Annotated in this window: 14 protein-coding genes; 9 read left to right on the top strand and 5 right to left on the bottom strand. The window is 61.2% G+C overall.

Annotation, left to right across the window (positions count from 1 at the left end):
- Positions 1-18: 18 nt before the first annotated feature.
- On the bottom strand, positions 19-1,224 hold the full coding sequence (locus tag ESZ00_RS15245; protein ID WP_129209165.1) for an L-lactate MFS transporter: 1,206 nt from the start codon (positions 1,222-1,224) through the stop codon (positions 19-21).
- A gap of 268 nt (positions 1,225-1,492) precedes the next feature.
- On the opposite strand from ESZ00_RS15245, the gene ESZ00_RS20110 reads away from it, so the two are divergent.
- Positions 1,493-1,645: a hypothetical protein gene (locus tag ESZ00_RS20110; RefSeq protein WP_164981542.1), complete on the top strand. Its 153-nt coding sequence runs from the start codon at positions 1,493-1,495 to the stop codon at positions 1,643-1,645.
- On the opposite strand, the gene ESZ00_RS15240 is transcribed toward ESZ00_RS20110, so the two are convergent.
- Positions 1,642-2,631 (bottom strand): CPBP family intramembrane glutamic endopeptidase, encoded by a 990-nt coding sequence (locus ESZ00_RS15240; protein ID WP_204520220.1) that lies wholly within the window; start codon positions 2,629-2,631, stop codon positions 1,642-1,644. The genes ESZ00_RS20110 and ESZ00_RS15240 overlap by 4 nt on opposite strands.
- Positions 2,632-3,046: 415 nt before the next feature.
- Between ESZ00_RS15240 and ESZ00_RS15235 the strand changes: the two genes are divergently transcribed.
- Both ESZ00_RS15235 and ESZ00_RS15230 read left to right on the top strand, forming a co-directional pair.
- Positions 3,047-4,036: a DHH family phosphoesterase gene (locus ESZ00_RS15235; RefSeq protein WP_129209164.1), complete on the top strand. Its 990-nt coding sequence runs from the start codon at positions 3,047-3,049 to the stop codon at positions 4,034-4,036.
- Positions 4,037-4,066: 30 nt separating this feature from the next.
- The gene (locus ESZ00_RS15230; RefSeq protein ID WP_129209163.1) at positions 4,067-5,215 is read left to right on the top strand and encodes a glycoside hydrolase family 130 protein; all 1,149 of its coding nucleotides are present in this window, start codon (positions 4,067-4,069) and stop codon (positions 5,213-5,215) included.
- Between the two features lie 328 nt (positions 5,216-5,543).
- Here ESZ00_RS15230 and ESZ00_RS15225 read toward each other — a convergent pair whose 3' ends face one another.
- Positions 5,544-5,999, bottom strand: a complete 456-nt coding sequence (locus tag ESZ00_RS15225; protein ID WP_129209162.1) for a metallophosphoesterase family protein — start codon at positions 5,997-5,999, stop codon at positions 5,544-5,546.
- An 8-nt stretch (positions 6,000-6,007) separates the two neighbouring features.
- The gene (locus ESZ00_RS15220; protein WP_129209161.1) at positions 6,008-6,856 is read right to left on the bottom strand and encodes an ABC transporter permease; all 849 of its coding nucleotides are present in this window, start codon (positions 6,854-6,856) and stop codon (positions 6,008-6,010) included.
- A gap of 230 nt (positions 6,857-7,086) precedes the next feature.
- Here ESZ00_RS15220 and ESZ00_RS15215 point away from each other — a divergent pair, with 230 nt between their 5' ends.
- The 6 genes from ESZ00_RS15215 to ESZ00_RS15190 all read left to right on the top strand — a co-directional run bounded on the left by ESZ00_RS15215 (position 7,087) and on the right by ESZ00_RS15190 (position 12,847).
- Complete coding sequence (locus tag ESZ00_RS15215; RefSeq protein WP_129209160.1) at positions 7,087-8,355, top strand: glycosyltransferase WbuB; 1,269 nt, start codon at positions 7,087-7,089, stop codon at positions 8,353-8,355.
- A 96-nt stretch (positions 8,356-8,451) separates the two neighbouring features.
- Positions 8,452-9,537, top strand: a complete 1,086-nt coding sequence (gene gmd, locus ESZ00_RS15210) for a GDP-mannose 4,6-dehydratase (RefSeq protein WP_129209159.1) — start codon at positions 8,452-8,454, stop codon at positions 9,535-9,537.
- A gap of 16 nt (positions 9,538-9,553) precedes the next feature.
- On the top strand, positions 9,554-10,522 hold the full coding sequence (locus ESZ00_RS15205) for a GDP-L-fucose synthase family protein (protein ID WP_129209158.1): 969 nt from the start codon (positions 9,554-9,556) through the stop codon (positions 10,520-10,522).
- Positions 10,523-10,793: 271 nt separating this feature from the next.
- Positions 10,794-11,477 carry an HAD-IA family hydrolase gene (locus ESZ00_RS15200; protein WP_129209157.1) on the top strand — a complete coding sequence of 228 codons (684 nt, stop codon included), beginning with the start codon at positions 10,794-10,796 and terminating at the stop codon, positions 11,475-11,477.
- A gap of 84 nt (positions 11,478-11,561) precedes the next feature.
- Positions 11,562-12,125, top strand: a complete 564-nt coding sequence (locus ESZ00_RS15195; protein WP_129209156.1) for a glutathione peroxidase — start codon at positions 11,562-11,564, stop codon at positions 12,123-12,125.
- 8 nt (positions 12,126-12,133) lie between these two features.
- Complete coding sequence (locus ESZ00_RS15190; protein ID WP_129209155.1) at positions 12,134-12,847, top strand: hypothetical protein; 714 nt, start codon at positions 12,134-12,136, stop codon at positions 12,845-12,847.
- Positions 12,848-13,040: 193 nt separating this feature from the next.
- Here the strand turns inward: ESZ00_RS15190 and ESZ00_RS15185 are convergent, their stop codons facing one another.
- The gene (locus tag ESZ00_RS15185) at positions 13,041-14,597 is read right to left on the bottom strand and encodes a glycosyl hydrolase family 79 C-terminal domain-containing protein (protein WP_129209154.1); all 1,557 of its coding nucleotides are present in this window, start codon (positions 14,595-14,597) and stop codon (positions 13,041-13,043) included.
- Positions 14,598-14,785 lie beyond the last annotated feature (188 nt).

The following is a 14,785-nucleotide window of genomic DNA, read 5'->3' as shown; positions in this document are numbered from 1 at the left end:
TCTGGGCAAGAGGAAACCTCAAGCCGTCTTGGGCGGCCGCACCAGCAGCGGCAGCAACGCAGAGAGAGCCATGATGGCGGCGATGACATGCAGGCCGCTGGCATAGCTGCCGCTGGTTTCGCGCAGGTGGGCGATGAGCAGCGGGCCGAAGGCAGAAGCGAATCCCCACGCCGTGAGCATGAGGCCGTAGATCGGGCCGACATTCTTCGCTCCGAAGTAGTCGGCAGCGAAGGCGGGCATGGTGCCGAATCCTCCTCCATAGCAGAGCAGCACAGTAAAGGCGACCACGGTCAGAGCCAGGGCTCCGTGGAGGCTGGGCAGCATCCAGAAGAGGATCACCTGGATGAGGAACATACCCAGGAAGGTGAAGCGCCGGGTAAGGAAGTCCGAGACCCAGGCCCAGAAGACGCGTCCCGCTGCGTTGCCGATGGAGACGACGCCGACCATGCCCGCGGCGACGATCGCCGTGACCTTGGCCAGCTCCTGGAACATTGGGGCTTCCTGGGAAATGATGGAGATGCCGGCCGAGGTATTGAGGAAGAGCAGCAGCCAGAGCGCCCACCACTGCCAGGTGGCGAGGGCCTGGCCGAGGGTAAAGTCACGTGCTGCGCGCTGCGCGGCCTGCAGCGGCTTCGGTGTCCATCCCGCAGGCGCCCAGCCGGCCGGCGGATTCTGCATGAAGAAGCCCGAGGCCACGGTGATAACCAGGAAGACGAGACCGAGGACGGCAAAGGTGTGAAGCACGCCGCTGCTCTGGATGAGCCGGGTGGCGACCGGAGCGGTGACCAGCGCCCCGGCGCCGAAACCGCCGACGGCGATGCCGGTCATCAGGCCGCGGCGATCGGGAAACCACTTGACCAGGACGGAAATGGGGACAATGTAGGCGAAGCCAAGGCCGATTCCGCCGATGACCCCATAACTGAAGTAGAGCCAGTAGAGTCCGTGATTGGAGAAGCTGGCAAGAAAGACGCCGAGGCCGTAGAGGGCGCCGCCGGTCATCGCGACAATGCGGGGTCCGACACGCGCCAGCCACAGTCCTCCGAAGAAAGAGGCGAAGCCGAGCACGAAGATGGCGATGGTGAAGGTGAGCGTGACCTGGGAGATGCTCCAGTGGAATTGCTTCGCGAGCGGAACGCGGAAGACGCTCCAGGCGTAGACGGCTCCCAGGGCCATCTGCAACAGGATGCCTGCCAGCGCAATGCCCCAGCGTTTGATGTCCTGCATGATGTATGTTCTCCCATTAGTTCATAAAAACGGAGCGAATCGGCACGATCCTGCCTGCCGAACCCGACAGGCAGCTAGGATGCCATGATTGGGCGCCGCGGGCGAGAGGGATGCGCACGATTCTTTTGCCGGGCGGACCGCTTTGGCCACGTCCCGTGCTTTTCCCGTTATCGGCAGGGAATGCCAGGATGCGAGTGGGAAGATGACGTGATCGCCGTCACAGACGCGGGTGCCGTGCTCCCGGGAGAATGGCTCCAGAGGTGAAGGGATGGCTATGCCGGGCACGGATTTCGAGGCGTCTTCCAGGAAGACCTGCAAGGATTACTGCATCCATTGCAAGAGCTGCAATCACAAGATTCCGCTGATCGTGCTGGCCGTGCATGTCTCGCAGCGCAAGCGCGGATTGGTGCAGATCCGCTAGGCCTCCAGCCCGGCGGCCTGAGCGAGGCGCTTTTCGCGCAGCCACGCAGGCTGCCAGCCCTGGCCGGCAAAGGCCGCGGGGCCGCGGCGTCCCCACCAGAGCGCCATGAGCAGGGCGACGAGCAGGAGCAGTGGCACGCCGAACAGGCTGCCCTCCGGGCCGGTAAGCCCGCCGCTCAGCAGGATGTTGCCGACCGGGTGCTCGGCGAAGAGATGGCCGTGGGCGATGAGGCCGCTGTCGGAGGTGCCATAGAAGTAGGACTCGCCCCAGTCCCAGGCGGCATGGAAGCCGATGGCCCACCACAGCGAGCCGGTGTACCAGAGGCTCAGGCAGAAGACCAGGCCGACGAATCCGGCCTGAAAGAGCCCGACCGGAGATTCGCCCGGGTTGGTGCTGTGGATGAAGCCGAAGAGGAAGGAAAAGAGCAGCGCTCCCCACCAGAAGCCGACGCCACGCGTCATGGTGAACTGCACGTAGCCGCGCAGCAATGACTCCTCGAAGAAGCCGGTGCCGAGAAAGACCAGACCCCAGCCCAATCCATAGGTAAGGATGGCGTCGCCGTGCAGCGGCTGGCCGTCGAAAACCAGGTAGCCGGCCTTCCAGAGCACCAGCACCAGCGCGCTGATGGCGGCAAAGCCGGAGACAAGGCCGCCGAGGAAGCGCGGCGCGCGGGACGGTCCCTGCAGTCCATAGCTGAAGGGGGAGCGGCGCTCGACCAGAGCGAGGACGAGCGTGGTGAGGAAGACGGCAGACAGTTGCAGCGCCTCGGAGATCAGTCCGGAGCTGACTGTGAAGCTGCCAGGCGTGGGCTTCCAGTGGAAGAGCGCATGCATCGCGATGCCGATCCCGATGACGAAGAGGATGAACAGGAGGACAAAGGCGGCAATACCCCAGCCGGCGCGCAGGCCGCCACGCCCCCACAGAATCCATTCGATGCCGTGATCCTCGCTGGACTGGGGCGGAGTGGGTTGCCCGGGTGTGGGCAAGGAGCTGCTCTGGGGCGTTTCGGGAGATGGAGGCGTCGGGTCGGTCACGCGTTCATCATACTCAGAGGCTAGGAGGGGATAGGGGAGTTTTCTCAAAAGCCTGCTCTTTCGATCGGCGCTGGGCGATGGAGTGCCGTGCTACCCAACACAAGCCAACTGCAGGCTTGTATGGGGACACTCGGGAATCTTCCTGCATCCTCGGTGCTCCCCATGTCCCCGTGGTTTTAGAATCGCGACCAGCGGGAGCGGAGGCCGAAGGCGAAAGGCTCGCACGGCCAGTGCCGCGACCAGCGGGAGCGGGGTGCCGAAGATAGAAGGCCTGGACGGCCAGTCCCAGCCTTGACAATGCGGCCGGTCCCGGCAATCCTAAACATTTCCTGATCACGAAAAATTTTGGCAGTGGAGCAAGCCCGGTTTGAAGGTTCGCGTTTTCTATCACGACAAGTGTTTCGATGGGGCCTGCTCGGCTTCTCTGTTTACCCGCTTTCATCGCGAGTGCATCGCGAAGGATGCCGAGTATGAGTTTCACGGGCTGGTGCACCGCGCCGGAGCGTTGTTCAACGAAGCGGACTTCATCGGAGACGAGAACGCGATTGTCGATTTCAAGTATTCGGCTTCGCCGGAGATTACCTGGTGGTTCGATCACCATCTGAGCGCTTTTCTGACGCCTGCTGACCAGCAGGATTTCGTGCAGGGCGTGGAAGACGGCCGCTATGCGATGCGCCGCTTCTATGACCCGACGTATACCTCCTGCACCAGCTTTCTCGCGCACATCGCTGCGACGAAGTTCGGTTTCGACGCGCAGCCGGTGGCGGATCTGGTGAAGTGGGCGGATATTGTGGACGGCGCGCTCTATGAGAGCCCCGAGTCCGCGGTCGAGATGGCTGCGCCAGCGATGAAGCTGACACTGGTGATCGAGTCGACGCAGGACCCGGCGTTTATTCCGCGCCTGATTCCGCTGCTCACTTCGATGCCTCTGGGCGAGATTCTCAAGCAGCCATTCGTGGCTGAGCTGTTGCCGCCGCTGCTCGAGCGGCATGAGGAGTCGGTGAAGCTAATCCGTGAGCGTTCGGAAGAGAAGGACGGCACGATCTACTTCGACATTACCGACCACCAGCTCGAGGGCTACAACAAGTTCATTCCCTACTACCTGCATCCGCAGGCGACGTACTCGGTGGGGCTGTCGAAGTCGAGCTTCCGCACCAAGGTGTCGGTGGGCTCGAATCCGTGGACCAAGGCCGATCCGGCGAAGATGCTGAACCTGGCGACGATCTGCGAGCGCTACGGCGGCGGCGGACATGCGCGGGTGGGCGCGATTTCCTTCCCTCCGGATCGTTCGGACGAAGCGCGCAAGGCGGCGGCGGAGATTCTGTCCGAGCTGCGGGCACATCAACCTCTGGCCTAAGAAACAGGAATAACCAATAGAGGATAGGGCATGCGATCTGCTGTTCTCGCTGTGACGCTGATGGTGTTTCCGTGGGTGGCAGCGCTTGCGCAGTCGCCGCAGGCCGCTTCGCTGCCGGATGCGCCTCCGGATTGGGCCATCGGCCCCTTCACCCGGCCGGTCGAAGGCAACCCGGTGATCACGCCCGACCCGAAATCCACCTTCACGGACCCCATCACCCACCAGCCGGTGCGCTGGGAGGCGCTGCACACCTTCAATCCCGCGGCGGTGGTGCGCGACGGCAAGGTGTATGTGCTCTATCGCGCCGAGGATGATTCGGGCTCGATGGCCATCGGCATGCACACCTCGCGGCTCGGCCTGGCGGTGAGCGAGGACGGTATTCACTTCCGCCGCGAGGCGACCCCGGTCTTCTATCCCGCCGAAGACAGCCAGAAAGACCTGGAGTGGCCGGGCGGCGTCGAGGACCCGCGTCTGGTGGAGTCGCCGGATGCCCATTCCAGAAACCGTTATGTGCTGACTTATACGCAGTGGAATCGCAAGACCTATGCGGTGGGCATTGCGACCTCTCCGGACTTAGTTCACTGGACTAAGTCCGGTCCGGCTTTCAAGGGCGCGGCAGGCGGAAAATATGACAGCCTCCGTTACAAATCCGCCGGAATCCTGACAGCGATCGTCGATGGGCGTCTGAAGGCGGCGAAGATCGACGGCAAGTTCTGGATGTACTGGGGCGAGGGAGCCATTCATCTGGCCACATCGCAGGATCTGATCCACTGGACGCCGCTCGAAGATGCGAAGGGCGCACCGCAGGAGCTGCTGAAGTCGCGCGCCGGTCATTTCGACTCGTTTTTTCCGGAGACAGGACCACCGCCGGTGGTAACGAGGCAGGGCATCGTGGTCTTGTACAACGGCAAAAATGCAGCCGATGGCGGCGACACAAAGCTGGGTGCAGGGGCTTATGCCGTGGGTGAAGCGCTCTTCGACGCGGTACATCCGTCACAGTTAGAGGCACAATTCGACGAACCGGTGCTCTGGCCGGTGATGCCCTGGGAGAAGACGGGGCAATATGCGGCGGGCACGACCTTCGGCGAAGGGCTGGTGCTTTTTCACGGACAATGGTTTCTGTACTACGGCTGCGCCGATTCGCTGGTCGCGGTGGCGACGGCGCCGTATCGTCGTTAGGGTGTATTCCCCTATATCCGAACAGAAAATAAGCGATTTATCTTGCGCATTGTCATTCCGACCGGAGTGAGCCGTAAGGCGAACGGAGTGGAGGAACCTGCAGTTTTCTCCGGCCCAGGCAGAACTGCAGGTTTCTCCGCTGCGCAGGACGATAAAGCTGTCCTGCTCCGGTCGAAATGACATCCCTTTCTCGTGGCTCTATGGGGGTACCGCCTAGGGATAGGGGTAGAAAAACGGAGGGACGGTGGCCTATTCAAGCCTGAAGCTGGCTTGAGTGGGGAGGCACAAAATCTGCGCCGGAGGTTTTTCTATACCCTGTCCCCTCGTTTCACCCCAGCGTGATCAGCCTGGGCTCCAGCCTGCCGTCTTTTATCTCAAGAATGCCGAGCGAGATGGGCAGCGAGAAGCGGCGCGGTCCAGCGCTGCCGGGATTGAAGTAGAGCACATCCTTTTTCCATTCGATCAGCGGTTGATGCGAGTGTCCGCTGATGACGGCTGCGATGCCTGCGGCTACCGGATCGAGGTCGAGCTCTTGGCGGTCATGCAGCATATAGATCGACGTGCCGCCCATCTCCACCAGCTCAATCGCGGGCAGCTCCGCGCAGGAGCCCTTACGGTCAATATTGCCGCGTATGGTGGTGACAGGTGCGATGGCCGCGAGGGCATCGAGGATGGCAGGATCACCGACATCGCCTGCGTGAAGGATGGCATCCACGCCCTGCAGAGCCGCAACGGCTTCGGGCCGGAGCAGTCCGTGCGTGTCCGAGATGACTCCAATGCGCATAGGCGATCCTACAGCCCGGCGCTGATGCGGGTGCGGGGATCGAGATAATCACGGAGTGCGTCGCCGAGGAAGTTGAAGCAGAGCACGCAGAGCATGACGGCGAGTGCAGGGAAGAGCACGAGATGCGGTGCGTCGAAGAGGTGCGACCGGGCCTCGTCGAGCATGGAGCCCCAGCTGGGTGTAGGCGGCGGCACGCCGAGGCCGAGGAAGCTGAGCGTGGCTTCGGCAAGGACAGCTCCAGCCATGCCGATGGCCGACTGTACGATGAGCGGCTGCAGGATATTGGGCAGGATGTGTCTTAGAAAGATACGCAGGTGGCCGGCGCCGAGCGCGCGTGCCGCTTCGACGAACTCCCGCTCGCGTACGGCGAGGACCTGGGCACGGACGAGGCGCGCATAGCCGACCCATCCGCCGATGGAGAGGGCGAGGACGAGGTTGATCATGCCCGGGCCGAGGAAGGCGACGAAGGCGATGGCCAGCAGGATGCCGGGCATGGCCATGAAGGCATTCATCAAAAAGATATTGATGGTGATGTCGATCAGCCCGCCGAAGTAGCCGGCCAGACCTCCGAGCAGGATGCCTGCCGAAAGGGAGCAGGCAACGACCATGACCGCAATGCCCAGCGAGAGACGGGCTCCGTAGACGACGCGGGCGAAGATGTCGCGGCCGAGTTCATCGGTGCCGAACCAGTGCGCAGCGCCGGGCGAAGCCAGCCGATGCGACAGGTCGATGGCTGCCGGATTTTCCCGTGCTATCCAAGGCGCAAGCAGCGCGACCAGGAGCATTCCCGCCAGGATGATGAGCCCTGCCCAGGCAAGCGGTTGTTGCAGAACGCGCAGAGTAGGGGTTCGGCTCATGTCTCTCATAGTAGTGCAGGCTCCGGATGTGGGCGGGAGAGACATCAACCATTACGGCCGTAATCTTTTCAGCGAGAGCTACAAATTTTTGACCGTTAGTCCTTCGCATATTCAAGAACATTTGCATCTAAGCTAGCGGCATAACCGAAGTAAGATGAAAGCCCGGTCTCCGATCCGGCGAAGATCGGGACCTATCGACTCTTTGTTGGCGTATATGAAAGGGCGAGGCGTTGCGGATACTTCTCCTAGGTCTGAACTACTCTCCAGAGTTGACTGGTATCGGAAAGTATTCAGGAGAGATGATGGAGTGGCTCGTGGAACAGGGCCACGAGGTGCGGGTAGTGACAGCTCCACCGTACTATCCGGAATGGAAGGTGAGGGAGGGCTACCGATGGTGGGAATACCGGACTGAACAGTCGTCTGCCGGAGTCCGCATCTATCGCTGTCCTCTCTATGTGCCGAAGCGGCCGAACGGATGGCGGCGGCTTCTCCACCTGGGCTCGTTTGCGACCAGCTCTCTTCCGATTATGTTGCGCCAGCTGCTCTGGCGGCCGGACATCGTGATGACCATTGAGCCGGCGCTGTTCTGTGCGCCGACGGCCGCGCTGATGGCTGTGTTGAGTGGCGCTTCGGCATGGCTGCATGTGCAGGACTTCGAGATCGACGCGGCCTTCGATCTGGAGCTGCTGCCGGCCGGCGGTTCGATCCATAAGTTCGCCTTGTTCTACGAGCGCGCCATCATGCAGGTCTTCGACCGGGTCTCGACGATCTCACCGAACATGGTGCGGCGGCTGACCTCGAAAGGTGTTTCGAAGGAAAAGGCGATTCTTTTTCCCAACTGGGTGAATGTGGACGAAGTGACGGCAAGCGTTCCGGGTGCGCTTCCCAATGCGTATCGCCACGAGTTGGGAATTCGCGATGACCAGATCGTGCTGCTCTATTCCGGCAATCTGGGCCACAAACAGGGGCTGGAGATTCTTCCTCAGGTGGCGGAGGCGTTACGTGAGCGAAAGGATCTGCACTTCGTTTTTTGCGGAGATGGCGCTTACCGGCGACCGCTCGAGCGATTTGCGGGGAGCCTTCCGAATGTCTCGCTGCTGCACCTGCAGCCGAGGGCGCGGCTCAATGAGCTTCTGAATGCAGCGGATATTCACCTGCTGCCGCAGCGCGCCGATGCTGCCGACCTGGTGATGCCGTCGAAGCTGACGGGCATGATGGCCAGCGGCCGGCCGGTGATCACTACGGCGGTTCCAGGTACGCAGCTGGCCGATGCGGTGGAAGGATGCGGCCTGGTGGTGCCTCCAGGAGATGTGCAGGCCTTTACCCAGGCAATTCTCGCACTCGCAGACGCGCGTGCAGAGCGGCTGGAAATGGGCCGCACTGCACGGTGTTATGCGGAGGAGCATATGGGGCGTGATTATGTCCTGCGCCGCTTGGAAAAGGAGATGCGCGTTCTGCTCGCGTCCGGGCCGGCGCTGGAAGTCTCCGAACAACAGTAATAACCACCCTTTCCGGGTGCGGCTTCGGGCGAAGCCCTGAGGCTGGAAATGTTCCCCTTAGAATGTAGGCTATTGCAGAAACCGAGGTTCCTTCGTTTGAAGAAAGCTCTCATCACCGGCATTACTGGCCAGGATGGCGCGTACCTAGCGGAACTTTTACTGAAGAAGGGATATGAGGTGCACGGCATCAAGCGCCGCTCCTCGCTCTTCAATACCAACCGCATCGATCATCTATACGAAGACCCTCACATCCAGGGGCGGCACCTCATCCTCCATTATGGGGATTTGACGGATGCGAGCAGCCTGATCCACATTGTGCAGAAGGTACAGCCGGACGAGATCTACAACCTCGCTGCGCAGAGCCACGTGAAGGTCTCCTTCGAACAGCCGGAATACACGGCAAATGCGGATGCGATCGGTCCGCTGCGCCTGCTGGAGGCGATCCGCATCCTGGGTCTCGAGAAGACGACGCGCTTCTACCAGGCTTCCACCTCGGAGCTCTACGGACTGGTGCAGGAGATCCCGCAGAAAGAGACGACACCGTTCTATCCGCGCTCACCCTACGCGGTGGCCAAGCTCTACGCCTACTGGATCACGGTGAACTATCGTGAGGCGTATGGCATCTACGCCTGCAACGGTATTCTCTTCAATCACGAATCGCCGTTGCGTGGGGAGACTTTTGTCACGCGCAAGATCACGCGCGCGCTCTCGCGGATCAAGGCAGGGCTGCAGGAGACGCTGTGGATCGGCAACCTGGATGCTATGCGCGACTGGGGCCACGCCCGCGACTACATCGAGATGCAGTGGCTGATGCTGCAGCAACAGAAGCCGAAGGACTACGTCATTGCCACCGGTGAGCAGCATAGTGTGCGTGACTTCATTCACCTGACGGCTGAACTGTTGGAGATGCCGCTGCGCTGGGACGGCTCGGGTGTGGACGAGCGCGCTTACGACGATAAAGGCCGTTTGGTGGTGGCAGTCGATCCACGCTACTTCCGCCCAACCGAAGTGGAGACGCTGCTGGGTGATCCCTCGAAGGCCAGGCGCGAGCTGGGCTGGGTGCCGAAGATCAGCTTCCATGAGCTGGTGCGGGAGATGGTGGAGGCCGATTACGATGCGGCTAAACGCGATGCGCTGGTAAAGAGCCACGGCTTCACGGCTTACAACTTCCACGAGTCTTAACCAAACGGAGCAGAGCGTGGAGAAGACAGCGAAAATCTTTATCGCGGGCCATCGTGGGCTGGTAGGCAGCGCGATCCGGCGCGGGCTCGAAGAGCATGGGTATACCAACCTGTTGCTGCGTACGCGCGCGGAACTGGACCTGACAGATAAGGCTGCGGTGCGGACGTTCTTCGAACAGGAGCGGCCGGAATATGTTTTTCTTGCAGCGGCGAAGGTCGGCGGCATCGTGGCCAATGACACCTATCCGGCAGACTTTATCCGCGAAAACCTCGAAATACAGACCAATGTCATCGACGCGGCGTATCGCAGCGGCGTGAAGCGGCTGTTGTTTCTCGGCTCAAGCTGTATTTATCCGAAGCTCTGCCCGCAGCCGATCAAGGAAGAGTATCTGCTGACCGGGCCGCTCGAGCCGACCAACCGCGCCTATGCGCTGGCGAAGATCGCGGGCATCGAGATGTGCTGGGCTTACAACCGGCAATATGGCACGCAGTTTCTGGCAGCGATGCCGACCAATCTTTACGGGCCGAACGATAACTTCGATCTGAAAAATTCGCATGTGCTGCCAGCTCTGATCCGCAAGGCTGCAGAAGCCAAGGCTGCGGGCGAGGCGAACATCACGGTGTGGGGCACGGGCACACCGCGGCGCGAGCTGCTCTACTCGGACGATCTGGCCGAAGCCTGCCTCTATCTGATGAGTCTGCCGGATGCGGAGTTCGGCAAGCTGCTGACCACCGGCGAGCCGCCGCTGATCAACATCGGCACAGGCGAAGACCTGACCATCCGCGAGCTGGCGGAACTGGTGTGCAAGGTGGTGGGCTTCGCGGGCGAGCTGATCTTCGATACCACGCGGCCCGATGGCACGCCGCGCAAGCTGATGGACGTGAGCCGCATCCACGCGCTGGGCTGGCAGGCGAAGACGCCGCTCGAAGACGGCATCCGGCGCGTGTATGAGAGTGTGAAGGATCTGTTCCTCGCACCCGCGTAGTTGCGAGGGTGTAGGGGAATAGGGTGTAGGGTATAAAACCGGGTGCCTCACGTCTTGCTTCTGAGACGTAGGAAGGCACGAACCTCTCTGTGTCCTCCGTGGTGAAAGGTCTTTCGGTCTCCATCCTGCGAACCCACATCTCGAAAAGAACGAGATGTGGGGCACCCGTTTACGCTTTCATCTGAGCCCTGAGCCCTGAGCCCTGAGCCCTGAGCCCTGAGCCCTGAGCCCTGAGCCCTGAGCCCTGAGCTGCGGCTGATACGCTGGAAGCATGAAGATTCAAGTACGCGGCATTCTCTTCGATATGGATGGCATCCTGGTGAGCTCGCTCGGCTCGGTGGAGCGGAGCTGGGCCAAGTGGGGTGAGATGCGCGGGGTGGACGGCGCGACGGCGATCAAAACGGCGCATGGGCAGCGGGCGATCGACACGATCAAAATGCTGCGGCCAGACCTCGATGCTCAGAAAGAACTCGACGTGGTCGAAGAGATCGAGATTGCGGACAAGGACGATATAAAGATTCTGCCGGGCGTGAAGGCGCTGCTGGCAGCGTTGCCGAAGGATCGCTGGACGATCGCGACCTCGGCGACGAAAAAGCTGGCGAAGGCGCGGCTGGGTTATGCCGGCATCACGCCTCCGGAGCAGTTCATCTCCGCCGATATGGTGACACACGGCAAGCCGAATCCGGAGCCCTACCAGCGCGGTGCGGCGGTGCTTGGCTTCGCGCCGGAAGAGTGCCTGGTGATCGAAGATGCGCCGGCAGGCGCGAAGGCAGGCCATGCCGCTGGATGCAAGGTGATGGCGACGATGTTTTCCCACTCGGTCGAGCAGCTGGAGTATGCGAACTGGATCGTGACCTCACTCGAGGATGTGAAGGTCCAGGTGCTCGAGGACGGTCTTGAGCTGGAGTTTGAGCCCGTTCCACGTACGGTTGCCGAAGCCGCGGTTAAGGCGTAGAGGCCGAGAGGCCGCTATCTCGCCGTAATGGCGATCCGCTATGATCGCTGTGCCTTTGCTTCTGCAAGGAAACGAGAGGGAACGATGCGCAAGCCTTCGTTGCTGGGATTGGTCTGTCTTTCGCTGTTGATGAGCGCGGGCGCCGCGTTCGGTGTCGCTCGCAGCATCTATGACTTCAAACTGACGACGCTCGAAGGCGAGCCGGCCAGCCTGCATGCCTACAAGGGCAAGGTGGTGCTGCTGGTGAACGTGGCCAGCAAATGCGGTTTTACGCCGCAGTATGCGGCGCTCGAGTCACTCTACAAGAAATACCAGTCGCAGGGACTGGTGATCGTGGGCGTGCCGGCGAATAATTTCGCCAGCCAGGAGCCGGGTACGGCGGTCGAGATCCGCAGCTTCTGCACGCGCACCTATGGCGTCACGTTTCCGATGATGTCCAAGGTCTCGGTGAAAGGCGACGACGAGGCTCCTCTCTATCGCTTCCTTACCGATAAGAGCACCGATCCGCAGTTCGCAGGCGATATCCAGTGGAACTTCACCAAGTTTCTCTTCGACCGCGGCGGTAAGCCGGTGGCGCGTTTTGAGCCGGCGGTGAAGCCGGATGCGCCCGAAGTGACCTCGGCCATCGAAGCGGCACTGAAGCAGTAGGGAGCGGCATGGCGTTTACAGTGCGACCGGAGATTTTCGACGAGCGCAAGATGCGCACGCGCAACAAGAAGCATTACCGCGTGTCGCACTGGCCGATCTGGATCTGGGTGTTCTTTCTCGCTCCCGGACCGATGACCTTCAGTCTCTTCGCGCATGGCGGCAGCCGCGGAAACCTGATCTGGCTGGGCGTGGTGCTCGTCTGCACGGGGATCGCGCTGCTGGCCGGGCAGTTGCCGGGCTGCGAGCCGGCGCCCTATATCCTGCGCTTCAACGAAGACCGGCCGAATCCACTCTATCGCAAGGTCTGCTACAGCTTTGCGTGGAATGCGCTCATCAACTTCGCGCTGCTGAACTTCATCGGTCTCGCGGTCGCGGTGGCGACCGGCAAGTGGTACCTGCAGCAGATTTACTGGAAGGGCTATACACCGATCTGCATCATCGTGCTGCTGCTGGGCGCCTTTGGCCTGCTGCCGCGCGTCGGCAAATCGACACGCGGCGAGGGCACGGAGCGACGCTACTTCTACGGCGCAGTATGGTCGGTGACGGCAGCGCAGACCACGCTGCTGCTGTTATGGAAGACGCTGCCGAAGAATCACACCACGGATATCGTGAAGCTGGCTGTCTACACCGGTGTGCTGATTTTGATGGGCACGCTCTCGGTGTTTGGGAAGCTGCCGCGGACGCGGCCGATCCAGCCGGGCGAACTGATCGTCGCCGATTAGTTCGATATACTCTGGTGCTCAATCGAGAGCATGTCATTTCGACCGGAGCAGGACTGTTTTCTAGTCCTGCGAAGTGGAGAACCCTGCGGTTTCCTCCCCGGGCACGCGTACACCGCAGGTCCCTCCGCTTCGCTCGGGATGAAGACTTCATTACATAGAGAAAAGTGCTTGCTGGCGAACAGGTGGATACACCTTAGCGGATCTCCACGATGGCCGCGCTCGAATGCGGCAGGGAGACAAGATACACACCGTCCCTGGGATGCACGGTCGTGTGTTCCGGAGCTCCATGCAGGATGCCGTCCTGGGCTCCGCCGGCGACCTTGAAGGTCTGTCCGGCCAGCGTGATCCTGTCGTCGGCGGTGTAGTGGGTGTAATCGCTGACGCGGTAATCGTCATTCGTCGCGCGCAGCGCTGAAATCACAGCGTCGCGATGCTCCGCGAGATGCAGCGCCACACTTCCATCGCCAGACCTGCCCTCTTCCTTGTTGATCAGCAGAACACGCACCACGCCTTGCTCGTCCACGGTCGCATACGCCTTGATCCTCCGTGAGGTGGAGAGCGTTACGGGGATGAGGGCTGCTCTGGATTGCAGCATCTCCGCGGTGGTCAGCACGCCATAGTAAATCGGGTTGATCTGCGCGATGGCATATTGTGGCGAGGGGAAGCTGCCGGTGTGGGAGAACCGGAACGGGGTGTAGTAAGCGTTGGAGGATTCAATGGTGAAGAGGTTGATCCCGCTCACGCCTGCGCTGGCAAAGCTCATCGCTTCATCCAGGAACCAGAGCGCGGACTGGAAGGTATTGCTGACGCCGTCCTGCCCTCCGCATGCGATCGAGTTCATCTCTCCAATCCGAAAGTTGCTGCGTCCGGCGCGGTTGAGCGCGCGAATATAACCGGAGACGTTAGCCGGGGTCGGGCGGATAGGGGAGCCGGGCATGTTTACCGCATCGTCCGACAGCAGGTAGTCTTCGGGGTTTACCCTGCCGTTGCAGTGACTTCCTCCGTAGTTATGCAAATCGAGCATGCCCAGATGCGCGCTCTCAGAGGAAATGAAGTCGTCCAGATTCTTCATGAAACCCCCGGGATAGCCGGAGAAAACGGGCGCGGCCATTGGAACGCCTGTCTTTTTGGCTTCGATCGCTGCGGCGGTCTTCTCGTATTCGCGTTTGAACTGCGGGTAGGTGTAGCCGGTACGCAAACCGCTCTGATTGTAGAGATCGGGCTCGTTTCCGATTTCATAGCTCAATAGACTGCCCTGCGGCAGGCTGCGGAAGATGGTCTCCGCCTCCGTGGCGGCCATGCCGCTCTCGTTGCCATGCGCGTCGAAGTTTCCCGAGAAGTCCACCCCCACGAAATACCTCACACCCTGTCCTAAGGCCTGCATTTCTTTGTAGAGATTCGACAGCGCCGGAAGATCGTCCGAGGTCGTGCTGGCGGTGAATGCCTTGTCGTTCAGTTCTCTGAGCTCAAGCGGGCCGTTGCCGTATACCAGGAAGTTCTGGAGAAGCCGCTTGAAATAGGGATTGGACGCAGTGCTGGTTCCCACCGCGTATTTCGTTTCGCTCAGGACCATGGACAAGCCCAGGAAGGACGGCGCGATGGACTGCTTCCTGGCGTTCGGATCGATCTTGACCGTAGCCGTAACATGGGAGGGTTCGGTTGGCGGGTTGTTGTCGCTGGCCCAGGAAGCGGGGATGCGGCTGGAGAAAACGAGCCCTATGGCAAGAACAGAACGCAGGATTTTGGACACCGTTACACCTTTGGAAAATGCATGGATGAGGTGACTACCCGGATCGGGCAGGAGATCCGCAGCCAAGGAAACCCGGCTGGGGAGGTATAGTTTCGCCGGCCAGGAGCACGAGCAACAGGAGCGCGCGCTCCCCGATGCAAAGCTCGAAACAGGTCTTGCCGCGATGGCATGCAATCTCACACGGAGAG

The organism is Silvibacterium dinghuense (assembly GCF_004123295.1).
Taxonomy (GTDB): Bacteria; Acidobacteriota; Terriglobia; order Terriglobales; family Acidobacteriaceae; genus Silvibacterium; species Silvibacterium dinghuense.
Note: the sequence above shows the minus strand (reverse complement) of the source record. Positions and strands in the feature narration are given on the sequence as shown.

Bases quoted from the DNA above. Each gene is read 5' to 3' on its own strand.
- ESZ00_RS15245 (WP_129209165.1), bottom strand. From the start codon at position 1,224: ATGCAGGACATCAAACGCTGGGGCATTGCGCTGGCAGGCATCCTGTTG.
- ESZ00_RS20110 (WP_164981542.1), top strand. From the start codon at position 1,493: ATGGCTATGCCGGGCACGGATTTCGAGGCGTCTTCCAGGAAGACCTGC.
- ESZ00_RS15230 (WP_129209163.1), top strand. From the start codon at position 4,067: ATGCGATCTGCTGTTCTCGCTGTGACGCTGATGGTGTTTCCGTGGGTG.
- ESZ00_RS15225 (WP_129209162.1), bottom strand. From the start codon at position 5,999: ATGCGCATTGGAGTCATCTCGGACACGCACGGACTGCTCCGGCCCGAA.
- ESZ00_RS15220 (WP_129209161.1), bottom strand. From the start codon at position 6,856: ATGAGCCGAACCCCTACTCTGCGCGTTCTGCAACAACCGCTTGCCTGG.
- ESZ00_RS15200 (WP_129209157.1), top strand. From the start codon at position 10,794: ATGAAGATTCAAGTACGCGGCATTCTCTTCGATATGGATGGCATCCTG.
- ESZ00_RS15195 (WP_129209156.1), top strand. From the start codon at position 11,562: ATGCGCAAGCCTTCGTTGCTGGGATTGGTCTGTCTTTCGCTGTTGATG.
- ESZ00_RS15190 (WP_129209155.1), top strand. From the start codon at position 12,134: ATGGCGTTTACAGTGCGACCGGAGATTTTCGACGAGCGCAAGATGCGC.